Below are 11,682 nucleotides of genomic sequence, written 5' to 3' on the forward strand. Positions count from 1 at the left end.
TCGCCGTAAAGCGGATGGGGAAACCCCACCCGCCTGCGCGGTGGGGTAGTTCATCGAAGCAGAGCCCCCCATTCTGCTGGGAGCGGTAGCCGGCCTAGGTCAGGCCCACTATACTAAACTAACCATTGGCCTGGCCCGACCCATGTAAAGCAAGTAACGGAGAGGGCCGATACGTTTGCATGCCCACTGACATCCAGGATCCCCACCCATGACGGAAACAGCTGACCTTTGGCCACAGCTTTTGGGACAGTTGCTGGATCGGCAATCTCTGAGCGAAGCCCAAGCCGAACAGTTGATGAACGGCTGGCTGCAGAACCAAGTGCCGGATGTGGTGTCGGGGGCGATCCTGGCGGCTCTGCAAGCCAAGGGGGTCAGCGCCGGTGAACTGGCCGGAATGGCGCGGGTGCTGCAGCGGGCTTCGCTGGGATCCCCGCTGGACTTGCCCCTGTTGGTGGATACCTGCGGCACCGGCGGCGATGGAGCCGGCACGTTTAACATTTCTACAGCCGTGGCCTTTGTGGTCAGTGCAGCCGGGATCCCGGTGGTGAAGCACGGCAACCGTTCGGCCTCTGGCAAAGTCGGCTCGGCAGATGTGCTGGAGGCCCTGGGGGTGAACCTCAACGCCGAGCCAGAGCGGGTGCGGGCGGCGGTGGCGGAAGTGGGCATCACCTTTTTGTTTGCGCCTCACTGGCACCCGGCCATGCGGGCGGTGATCCCCTACCGGCGGGCCCTCAAAGTTCGCACCATTTTCAACCTGTTGGGGCCCTTGGTCAATCCTTTCTACCCCAACCGCCAGGTGATCGGGGTGTACGCGCCGGAGCTGGTGCCGGTGATGGCCGAGGCCCTGTGCCTGTTGGGACGGGAAGGAGCCGTGGTGTTGCACAGCCGGGAAGGTCTCGACGAGGCTGGGCTGGAGCGGGCCACGGATCTGGGCCTGCTCTCCCAGGGATCCCTGCGCACAGAAGTCTTGAACCCACGAGATTACGATCTCACACCTGCGCCCACCTCGGCTCTCCAGGGGGGAGACTTGGCGGAAAATGCCGCCATCCTCACCCGCGTCCTCCAGGGATCCGGAGCACCTGCCCAGCAGGATGTGGTGGCCCTCAATGCCGCTTTGGCTCTGCAGGTGGCGGGAGCTGTTCCCGATTGGGGATCCGGAATTGCCCGAGCGCGGGAGATCCTTGCCAGCGGCGCCGCCTGGGATCGCCTGCAAAAATTGGTCGATTTTCTGGCTTCCTAAAACTCCCGCCCTCGCCCAAAAGCCAACACCTCCTCCACCCCCAGGCGAGGCTTGCGGGGCAAGTTGCCCGGAGCTGGGTAGCCCACCGCCAGGAGCATCACCGGCACGTAGCGGTCGGCAATGCCGAACTCCCGCTTCACCCCTCCCGGGTCAAAGCCGATCATCGGCCCGCTCACTAACCCCTTCGCCTGCGCCGCGATCATCAAGGCCATGGCCGCCAGCGCCCCGGAGCGAATCGCCTCATCTCGCGCCAAAGCGGGATTGTTGGCGTAGGTGGCTTGGGCCATATTCACCCAGCCTTCCGCCCGCTCAGGAGAGAGGATCCCGGCAGCAACGGCTCTCTGGACAAGTTCAGGCAGCTTCTCATGCCCCCGCAGATCCCCCAAGATGATAAACACCACCGCCGCATCCGCCACTTTCTGCTGGTTGTAGGCCAGGGACTTGAGGCGTTCTTTGTCCTCGGGATCGGCAACGGCAACGAACCGCCAGTGCTGGATGTTGAAGGAAGAGGGGGCTTCCGTAGCATAGGCAACCAGCTCTCGGATCTCCGCTTCCGATAGACGACGGCTGGGATCAAACCTGTCGGCGGAAATCCGCTCTTTCAAGGCGGCTAGGGCGTCCATAGGGATCCTCTGAGGTGTCGGTCAAAGGCTGCTGCCCCCAAAGGCGGAGGCAAGATTGGTAAATGCTATACATTCCGTGCTCAAACGGTATGCCTTCTTTGTTATCTCCTTTTTTTGGGCCTGTGGCAACCGGGTGAGGCATGAGTTGGGCTTTGGCAGAGCAGGCGAGCGGGATCCCTGACGCAAAGGCAGGTATGATGGAGAAGTAACCCGGTCTGGTCTGGATCCTGGGGTTAAATGTTGGATTGGTGAGGTTGATGAGGAGAAGCAATCGGTGAACTTCGGTCGAGTGCTGACGGCCATGGTTACCCCCTTCACCGATGAGGGGGAGCTCAACTACGATGAGGCCGCTCGTTTGGCCGATTACTTAGTAACCCACGGCAGCGACGGCTTGGTGGTCTGTGGCACTACGGGCGAGTCTCCCACCCTGACTTGGCAAGAAGAGTACGAACTGTTCCGCGTGGTGCGAGATGCTGTGGCCGGTCGGGCCAAGGTGATCGCCGGGACTGGCTCCAACTCCACCCGCGAGGCCATCGAAGCCACCCGCAAGGCTGCCCAATTGGGCTTGGACGGCTCTCTGCAGGTGGTGCCCTACTACAACAAGCCTACCCAGCTCGGCCTTTACGAGCACTTCAAGGCCGTTGCCCAGGCCAGTGACCTGCCCATCATGCTCTACAACATTCCCGGACGGACGGGGGTGAGCCTGCAGCCGGAAACAGTGGCAAAATTGGCAGAATTGACAACGATTGTCGCCATCAAGGAAGCCAGTGGTACAATGGAAGTGGCTTCAGAAATTCGGCGGCTTACTCCCTCCCATTTCGCTATTTATTCGGGAGACGACTCCCTGACCTTGCCGATTTTGTCTTTGGGAGGCAGTGGCGTGGTCAGTGTAGCCAGTCACCTGGTTGGGCCACAACTGCAGGAGTTGATTCAGAGCTACGCCAAAGGGCAGCACGACCAAGCTTTGGCCCACCATTTGCGTCTGTTTCCGTTGTTCAAGGTTTTATTTGTCGAGACCAACCCCGTTCCGGTCAAGGCAGCGCTGGAGATGCAAGGTTGGCGAGTGGGTCGGGCGCGTCTTCCCCTAGCGCCGCTGCAGCCCAGTTCTCGGCAAGTTTTGCGACAGGTGCTTGAAGAGATGGGCCTACTGGCTGAAGCGAAGGGATCCAAGCAAATGGCGACGAAAGTTTCATGATGGCACCTTGAGGTTTTGCTTCCGCTATGACCGGGGTTTGCAGGGAGTTCTTTTGTGGTGTTTGACCTGTGGGTAAGTAGCTTTTTCCCTGAAAAGCTCTTTCCCCCTTTGGGAAATGGATGAGTTGTGGCGGCTGAGTTCAGCTTTCACCCACAGCTGGGTCGGGGATGGCTTGCGCCAATTTCTGTTTTTGCTTTTTACTGTTGAGGATCTAAGTTCATATGCCAACATCACGTTCTTCGGTTGCTTCTCGTTCTGTGACTCCACAAACCACCTCTTCCGTGCAGATGATTCCACTGGGTGGCGAACGGGAGATCGGCAAAAACACCTGGGCCTTCCGCTACGAGGATGACATTATCCTCTTGGATGCCGGTTTGGCTTTTCCAGAGGAGGGTATGCACGGCGTGAATATCGTGCTGCCGGACATGACCTACATCAAGCAAAACCGTGACAAAGTGCGGGGGATGGTGGTTACCCACGGCCACGAAGATCACATCGGCGGGATCCCGTATCACCTACGAGAATTTGATATTCCGGTCATCTACGGCCCCCGATTGGCGCTGGCCTTGCTGGAGGAGAAACTGCGCGATGTGGGGCTATTGAACCGCACAGAATTGCGCCCCGTCGCCCCCCGCGAAATCGTTCCTTTGAGCAAGCACTTTTTTGCCGAATTCATCCGCAACACCCACTCTTTTGCCGATAGCTTTACGGTGGCTCTGCACACGCCGGTGGGTGTCATTATCCAGACCGGTGACTTCAAGATCGACCATACCCCGGTGGATGGGGAGCGCTTCGACCTGCAGCGGCTGGCCGAGCATGGGGAAAAGGGGGTGCTGTGTCTGATTAGCGACTCCACCAACGCCGAAGTGCCGGGGTTTACCCCTTCCGAGGCTTCTGTACTGCCCGGTCTCACCAAGGCGATTGCGGGAGCCAAGGGGCGGGTGATCATCACCACCTTTGCTTCTTCGGTACATCGCCTCAATTTGGTGTTGCAGATTGCCGAGCAGCAGGGCCGGGTGGTGTCTTTGCTGGGCCGCTCCATGTTGAACGTGGTGGCTCACGCGCGGCGCCTGGGCTACATCCGCTGCAAGGACGAAACGCTGCAGCCGATGCACGTGATCAACAGCCTGCCGGACGACAAAGTGATCATCCTTACCACCGGATCCCAGGGCGAACCGCTGGCTGCTCTGACCCGCATTGCCAATGGCGAGCACCCGCAGTTGCAGATCAAGCCGGGAGACACGGTGGTGTGGTCGGCCAACCCGATCCCGGGCAACACGCTGGCAGTAACGCGGGTGATCGACAAGCTGATGGAGCTGGGGGCCAATGTCATCTACGGCAAGGACAAGGGGCTACACGTTTCTGGCCACGGCTGCCAGGAAGATCAAAAGCTGATGATCGCCCTCACCCGTCCCAAGTTCTTTGTCCCCACCCACGGGGAGTACCGCATGCTGGTCAAACATGCCGAAACGGCGATGAGCATGGGGATCCCGCGGGAAAACATCGTGATTATCGGCAACGGCGATGTGGTGGAGGTCAACCGTGAACGCATTGCTGTCACGGGCCGCGTCCCCTCTGGCCTGCAGATGATCGCCGCTTCCCACGATGGGGTGGTCATGGACGAGATGCTGCAGGAGCGCCAGCAGATGGCCAAAGATGGCATGGTGACGGTAGTGATCAGCTTGGATGGCAGCGGCCAGTTGCTCTGCACGCCGCAGGTGCAAAGTTTGGGCCTGGCGGGTGAGGGCAATTCTTTTAAAGGATCCGACCTAAAACCCCTGCTGGAGGACACCCTCAAGCAAGCTTGGCCGCGCTTTGCCCGCTCGCTGGAGCGGGGCAGGCTGGAGATCGACTGGGCCGGCCTCAAGGGGGAGGTAGAGCGGGTGGTGCGCCGCTTTGTCCGCGAACAACTGCCCGGCAAGCCGACGGTGCTGGTTTTTGTCCAGTCGCCTGAAGAGGAGTCTGTGCCGGTCACCTCTCTGCCAGTTGGCGAAGTGGGGCAGGAGCAGGTAACCTTGGGGCGGCGGCGGTGGCGGCTTCGTAAGAGGGGGTGGCTGGCTCTCACGGCTTCCCTGGGCTGGAGAAGGGGAGTTCTGCTTTTGGGAAGCTGCTAGACGAGAGCTCTGCCAATGCCTCGGGAGAAAGGGATCCCACCTCGCTAAAAGGGGGGCAGCGGCGCTGGGGCGGGACGGGCTGCTGCAGGATCCTCAAGAAGGCCTCGGCCAGCTCGGCATATCCCCGGTCGTTGGGGTGAAAGCCATCGGCCAGCGGGCCGGGGAAGAAAGACTCGCGGCGGTAGGAGCGGGGATCGCAGAGGAGATCCACCACAGGGATCCCTTCTTGGCTCAAGGGGTTGATGGCCCGTTGGCTGAGGCCGACGGAGACCCAAGCCAGCAGTTGCCGCAGGCTGCTGGGCTGCTGCTGCCCCAGAGGGATCAGGGCGAAGTTGGGCAGGTTGGCCACCGCCAGGCGGGCTTGGGGAGCGCGGGCCCGCACCGCCTGCAGCAGGGTTTGGTAGTCGGCGGCAAATTGTTGGATCTGGCGCTCAACAAAGGGCAAGGGATCCTCGCCGCGCAGAGCCCGTTGGGCTGCCGCGAAGACAATAGCGTTGGTGTCGTTGCCGCCCACCCAGAGGGTGATCAGGGTGGCGTCGGGAGGGATGCGCGGCACTTGATCCTGGAGCAGGTTGGCCGGGATCCCTTCCCGCAGGGCTTGCATGGCTGGGCTGAGTACCGCTCCTGAGCGGCCCAAGTTAATCAGCTCCACCGGGCCGGGCAGCAGGCGGGCCAGGCGGGGGACATACCCCGTCCCGTTGGGGCAGTCCAGCGGCTCTGAGCGCTGCGGGCGGGTGCCGGCAGCGTTGGCTGGACCATCGCAGGAGATGGAGGCGTTGAAGCCAACGGCATCACTGGCTCCCAGAGCAACGTAGCGGGTGAGGGCGGGCGGGCTGGGTATGAGAACAGCGGGGGGAGATCCAGAGGCTTCGGAACAAGCAGTTAGCCCCCACCCCAGCATCCCGATTGCCAGCGAGAGCAGCAGCAACCGAACGGGTCTGGGGGCTTGCCTCTTTTGCCAAGTAGGGGAGCCCATGGGGTAGCTTTGCTGCAGAGGTGGGGGAAGCCCCCAGCCAAGCTAGCCGAAGATTGGCCAATTGGCGAGTATGGTGGGAGTATGGCGCTGCGTTTTTGCAAGTCCCGCACCTACCACGATCCCCTGCACGGCGCCATTAGCCTAGATGGCGGGGATCCGGTCGAGGCGCTGCTGATTCGCCTCATCGACACCCCGGCCTTCCAGCGCCTGCGCCGCGTCCGCCAGTTGGACACCGCTTTTTTTACCTTCCATGGCGCTGAGGGATCCCGCTTCACCCACTCGGTGGGAGTGCTGCAGGTTACGCGGCGCCTGTTTGACAAATTGGCCCGCCGCTACCCAGAGCTGCGCCCCTACCGCGCCGTTACCCTGGTTGCCGCCTTGCTGCACGACATCGGCCATGCCCCCTTTAGCCATGCCGGCGAGGAGATCTTCGGCTGCCGCCATGAGGTCTGGACGGCCCGCATCGCGCGGGAGGATCCCCAGATAGCCACGCTGGTGGCGGAGTTTGACCCGCAACTGCCGGCCCAACTGGAGCAGGTGTGGCAGAAACAATTTCCCCTGCCGCTGGTGGGGCAGCTTATTGCCAGCCAACTGGACTGCGACCGCTTTGACTACCTGATGCGCGACAGCCTGCTCACCGGCGCCCAATACGGCCACCTGGATCTGGATCGCATCCTCACGGTGTTGGACTACGACCCGGAGACGGGATCCCTCTCCATTCCCGCCCGCAAAGGCCTGGGAGCCATCGAGCACTATCTGGTGGTGCGCTATTTCATGTACACCCAGGTGTACCAGCACCCCAAGAGCCTGTGTGCCCGCTTTATTTTGGAGCGGCTCTTCAAGCGGGCCCAGGTGCTCCTGCACCAGGGAAAGATCGAGCTGGATCCCATCTTGAGTGCCTGGTGTTGGGCGGCGCTGGCGGTGCAAAAGGGGGATCCCTTCGAGCTGCCTTTGCCCCTCTATCTGGCCGCTGACGATGTGATGTTCAGCTACCCTTTTCGCTTTTGGGCCATGGCGGGGAAGGATCCCATCTTGGCCGATTTGGCGCGGCGCTATTTGGATCGGGATCTATTCAAGGCCCGCAACCTCAGCCGCCTGCCAGAAGAGCGACGCCAAGAGCTGGTGGCAACTCTAAGCCAGAAGATGCAGCGAGATGGCTTGGATCCAGAAAGCTATTTGGGAATTCGCTCGGCCCACGTCCAGGGCTACAGCTTCTACGACCAAGGGATCCAACTCAAAACCGAGGACGGCTACGTGGAAATTGCCCAGCTCTCGCCGCTGGTGCGATCCCTGGTGGAAACGCAAAGCCAGGTTTGGCTGATCTTCCCCCGCCCCTACAGCGATATCGTAGAGAGGGCTTTGTCTGCCTAGAGGATTGGCAGATCCCAGGGCTAGGGCATGGGCAAAATCCGTTCCTTATCTGAAAGAGGGAAGCAAGAGTGGGAATCCAGGAGATCCTGGCGATGGTGTTGGCGCTAACGGCCCTGGCGATTGCCTTGGTGGCGCTGCGGCTGGGGCGGGCGCTGCGGGCTTCCCCCTGGCTGCGGGATCCCTTGCCGGAGCAAGCGGCAGAGGTCGCAGCGGCCCTGGAGCGGCTGGCGGTGATCGTGCCTGCCTACAACGAGGCGGAGAATGTGGTGGGCTGTCTGAGCAGCATCCTGGACAGCACCGCCGCCCCGCTGCAGGTCTGGCTGGTGGACGACGGCTCCACCGATGCCACCTGGGAGCTGGCCCAGGCCCTGGCTGCCGAACGGCAAGATCCGCGGCTGCACCTGCTCCAAGGGGATCCCCGCCCCCAGGGTCAAACGTGGGTGGGCAAAAACTGGGCCTGTGCCCAAGCCGTTGCCGCCCTGGCCGCCCAGCCTGATCCCCCCGACTACCTGCTCTTTCTCGACTGCGACGTGCGGCTGGGATCCGCTGCCATTGAAGCAGCCCTAGGACAGTTGCTGGCAAGCGGCAGCGGCTTGGTAAGCGTAGGGCCTCAGTTGGTGTGCGGCTGTCTGGCCGAGTGGCTGGTGCAGCCCATCATGATGGTCATCTTGGCGGCAGGCTACGACTTTGCCGCCGTCAACGATCCCAAGCGTCCCAAGGCCTTTGCCTTCGGGCCGTTCATGCTGTTTCGCCGCTCCGCCTACGAGCAAGTGGGCGGACACGCCGGCGTGGCCGATGTGGTCATCGAGGATGTGGCCTTGGCCCAGCGCATCAAAGCGGCTGGCCTGGGCTTGCAGATCTGCCTAGGGGGGTCGCGGGTGCGATGCCGCATGTACGCCAATGGAGCCGCCCTCTGGGAAGGGTGGACGAAAAACTGGTTCCTGGGCCTGGAGCGCAACTGGGCCCTCGCCGTGTTGGCGATGGTCACTGTCTTGGGCATCTGCAGCCTGCCCTGGCTGGGGTTGATCCTGGCTGTGGCTACGGGATCCCCGCAGGTCTTGGCGGCCAGCCTGGCCGGGATCCTAGGCCAAGGGGTCATCCGCCTGCTTCTATGGCGTTGGGCCCACCTGCCGCTGCGTTACTGGTGGCTGACGGCGGTGGGAGGCTGGGTGACGGCAGCCATCATCTTGGCTTCTGCCATCCGCACCACCAGCGGGCGCAACTGGACTTGGCGGGGCCGTCCCCTGGGGTCAAACTAGCCTGGATCCTCTGAAATCTGTTGGGAACATGGTCTAATGGGGGATGTTCGGGGAGCATCCCAAAATAAACAAGCGGCGTTGACAAGGTGTTTACAAAGGTGGGATAGCACCATGCAGGCTTTGGTCATCGGCTCCGGGGGACGGGAACACGCTCTGGCCTGGAAGCTGCTGCAGTCTCCCCAGGTTACACGAGTCTACTGTGCCCCCGGCAACGGCGGCACGCAGCAGATGCCCCGCTGTCAGTCTGTGGCTTTGGCGGCCACCGACATCGAGGGACTGGTGCGATTTGCTACCGTGCAAGGGATCCGCCTGACGGTGGTGGGGCCGGAACTGCCCTTGGTGGCGGGAATTGTGGACGCCTTTCAGGCAGCGGGGCTGCCCATTTTCGGCCCCAGTCGCGCCGCCGCCCAACTGGAGGGAAGCAAGCTCTGGGCCAAGCAACTGATGCAGGAAGCGGGGATCCCTACGGCTCCGGCTGTGGGCTTTGCCGACTTGTCCGAGGCGCTGGCCTACCTGGATGCAAGGACTGCGTCAGGCAAAGGCAGCTATCCGGTGGTGATCAAAAAAGATGGGCTGGCCGCCGGCAAGGGGGTGACCGTTGCCCATAGCCGGGAAGAAGCCGTGCAGGCTCTGGAGGCGGCCCTGGCCAAGCCGGGCGAGCAGGTGCTGATCGAGGAGTTTCTCGCCGGCCAAGAGGTGTCGGTGCTGGCCCTGACGGATGGCCAGATCTGCCTGCCGCTGCTGCCCGCCCAAGACTACAAGCGCCTTGGCGATGGCGATACCGGCCCCAACACCGGCGGCATGGGGGCCCACGCTCCGGCAGACTACTTGGTAACCCCAGAACTGTTGGCCCGCATCCAAGCCCAAGTGCTGGATCCCACCCTGCAGGCGCTGCAGCGGCGGGGCATCCGCTACCAGGGGGTGATCTACGCCGGCCTGATGATCACGCCCAATGGGGATCCCTATGTGTTGGAGTACAACTGCCGCTTCGGGGATCCCGAAGCCCAGGTGATCCTGCCCCTGTTGGAAAACCCTCTGGACGAGGTGCTGCTGGCCTGCATCGAGGGACGGCTGTCCGAGGTGCAACTGAAGTGGAAACCCAGCTACGCCGCCTGTGTGGTCATGGCCGCCTCCGGCTACCCTGACAGCTACGAGCGAGGGATCCCCATTGCCGGCCTGGAGGCCGCCGCCGCCACCGGGGCCCTGGTGTTCCATGCCGGCACTCGCCAGGTGGGCAAGCAGCTTCTCAGCGACGGCGGGCGCGTCCTCTGTCTCACGGGCCAAGGGGCAACTCTAGCAGAAGCGCTGCGCCAAGCCTATGCCGCCGTGGAGCAGGTGCAGTTCCCCAAAGCCCACTACCGCTCCGACATCGGCAGCCGCGCCCTCGGGTCTGCCGTCCGGCGAGGTGTGCTGCCCGCCCAGTAACCCCCTCAGCTTCCTAGGCAGAAGCAAGGCCCCAGAGAGGTCGCTTCTCCGGGGCCCCTAAAGCAGTTTTTAAAAAAGCTTTGATGCTTAAACCCTAGCTCCTCTGGTAACGAGACTGCAATGATAGTATCAAAACCTCAACTTTACTTTAAGCTCCTCAACAATAACCCTCTGCTTTGCCCGAGCACGGAGATCGCCCTGTCGGCGCTCTCTCCTGCAACGATCTGGCCCTCTCTTATCCAAGAGGGATCCCGCATCAAGTGGCTGGGGTCATTCCAGTGGCAGAAGGGGTAGTTGCCTGCAGCGGCCCAAAGCACTGGAGAATCGTCTCGCCTAAGTGCATTCAAACAACTGAGCTTAACGTAAGGTGCGGAATTCCCCACCCGGGTGGGGATGGATAGCACCCTCTGACTGATTCTGGATGTATTGCTTCACAATTTCTAGGGAGCAAATCATGCCAAAGCCTAGCCCTTCCCAATACACTTTATTGACCGGTATTTTGTTACAAACACTACGTGCAAGTGAATTCTAAAAACTGCGTCAGCGTCGCTTCTTAGTCTGCCATTCTCGATGCTACACTTACTGGGGCTTCGACTAAGTCACAAAAGGTGACTGAAACTGTACTGGTAATCAGGCGGCAGACCTTTCGGCTGTACCCTAACAAAACCCAAGAGCGGGCTTTGTTGTCTGCCCGCCGTTTGCACTGCTACCTCTACAACGCTTGCGTTGCTCACCGACGCTATGAGTACCGACGCAACCGCCGGACGGTTACTTACCTTGAGCAGCAGAACCTTCTGCCAGAGTTCAAGCAGGCGTGGCCGGAGTTTGCTCAACTCAACTCCCATTCTCTGCAAGCTACGGTCAAGCGGGTAGATTTTGCCTATCAGCGCTTCTTTCAAGGGCTGAGTAAAAAGCCTAAGTTCAAGTCAATCAAGCGGTACTCCGGCTGGACCTATCCCAGCAGTTCGGGGTGGAAAGTAGCCAGCAACGGTAAGCACGGCACCGTTACTCTCAGGGACTTGGGCGTTACCCTGAGGATGCGGGGCAAAGCCAAGGACTGGGGGAGGCCTACCACGCTAACTATTGTCTACAAGCCAACTTTACGGCAGTGGTATGCTTCGTTCACTGTAGAGGTAGAAGTACCTCGGTCTAAGTTTGGTTCCCGGTCAGATTTGAAGTATGAGTCCATCGTTGCCTACGATTTGGGCGCCGAGACCGCCATAACCTTATATGACGGGAGTGAGTTCTATGAGGTTGCTAATCCTCGGTTTACGCAGAGGAGTGAGGAGAAAATTCGCAAGACCGCCAAACTTAAGCGACGAAAGCGTGCACCCAGGAAGGGAGTGAAGGCTTCTAGGAGATGGAAGAAAATCAACCGGCTAGAGGCTAAGCTCCAAGCCAAGGTTGCTCGCCAGCGTAGAGATTGGCAACACAAGGTTACCTCAGAGATTGCCCGTCGTTATGACATCGGGGTAACTG

The 11,682-nt window shown here is 61.1% G+C and carries 9 protein-coding genes; 7 read left to right on the forward strand and 2 right to left on the reverse strand.

What is annotated here, in order from left to right:
• Window positions 1–208: 208 nt before the first annotated feature.
• Window positions 209–1,240 (forward strand): anthranilate phosphoribosyltransferase, encoded by a 1,032-nt coding sequence (gene trpD / locus NW826_RS03385; protein WP_414335480.1) that lies wholly within the window; start codon window positions 209–211, stop codon window positions 1,238–1,240.
• Here trpD and NW826_RS03390 read toward each other — a convergent pair.
• On the reverse strand, window positions 1,237–1,863 hold the full coding sequence (locus NW826_RS03390) for a nitroreductase family protein (RefSeq protein ID WP_414509437.1): 627 nt from the start codon (window positions 1,861–1,863) through the stop codon (window positions 1,237–1,239). The two genes, trpD and NW826_RS03390, sit on opposite strands and share 4 nt — an antisense overlap.
• A gap of 274 nt (window positions 1,864–2,137) precedes the next feature.
• Between NW826_RS03390 and dapA the strand changes: the two genes are divergently transcribed.
• Both dapA and NW826_RS03400 read left to right on the forward strand, forming a co-directional pair.
• Window positions 2,138–3,058, forward strand: coding sequence for a 4-hydroxy-tetrahydrodipicolinate synthase (gene dapA, locus NW826_RS03395; RefSeq protein ID WP_414509438.1), 921 nt, complete (start codon window positions 2,138–2,140; stop codon window positions 3,056–3,058).
• A gap of 221 nt (window positions 3,059–3,279) precedes the next feature.
• On the forward strand, window positions 3,280–5,172 hold the full coding sequence (locus NW826_RS03400; protein WP_414509439.1) for a ribonuclease J: 1,893 nt from the start codon (window positions 3,280–3,282) through the stop codon (window positions 5,170–5,172).
• On the opposite strand, the gene NW826_RS03405 is transcribed toward NW826_RS03400, so the two are convergent.
• Window positions 5,120–6,148: an SGNH/GDSL hydrolase family protein gene (locus NW826_RS03405; protein ID WP_414509440.1), complete on the reverse strand. Its 1,029-nt coding sequence runs from the start codon at window positions 6,146–6,148 to the stop codon at window positions 5,120–5,122. The genes NW826_RS03400 and NW826_RS03405 overlap by 53 nt on opposite strands.
• Before the next feature lie 81 nt (window positions 6,149–6,229).
• Between NW826_RS03405 and NW826_RS03410 the strand changes: the two genes are divergently transcribed.
• The 4 genes from NW826_RS03410 to NW826_RS03425 all read left to right on the forward strand — a co-directional run.
• The gene (locus NW826_RS03410) at window positions 6,230–7,519 is read left to right on the forward strand and encodes an HD domain-containing protein (protein WP_414335470.1); all 1,290 of its coding nucleotides are present in this window, start codon (window positions 6,230–6,232) and stop codon (window positions 7,517–7,519) included.
• 92 nt (window positions 7,520–7,611) lie between these two features.
• On the forward strand, window positions 7,612–8,778 hold the full coding sequence (locus tag NW826_RS03415; protein ID WP_414509441.1) for a glycosyltransferase: 1,167 nt from the start codon (window positions 7,612–7,614) through the stop codon (window positions 8,776–8,778).
• A gap of 111 nt (window positions 8,779–8,889) precedes the next feature.
• Entirely contained in the window at window positions 8,890–10,203 is a 1,314-nt protein-coding gene (gene purD / locus NW826_RS03420) for a phosphoribosylamine--glycine ligase (protein WP_414509442.1), read from the forward strand.
• A gap of 608 nt (window positions 10,204–10,811) precedes the next feature.
• A partial coding sequence (locus tag NW826_RS03425; RefSeq protein WP_414509443.1) for an RNA-guided endonuclease InsQ/TnpB family protein occupies window positions 10,812–11,682 on the forward strand: 871 nt, incomplete at its 3' end.

Source organism: Synechococcus sp. OH20, assembly GCF_047502685.1.
In the GTDB taxonomy this organism is placed as follows: Bacteria; Cyanobacteriota; Cyanobacteriia; order Thermostichales; family Thermostichaceae; genus Thermostichus.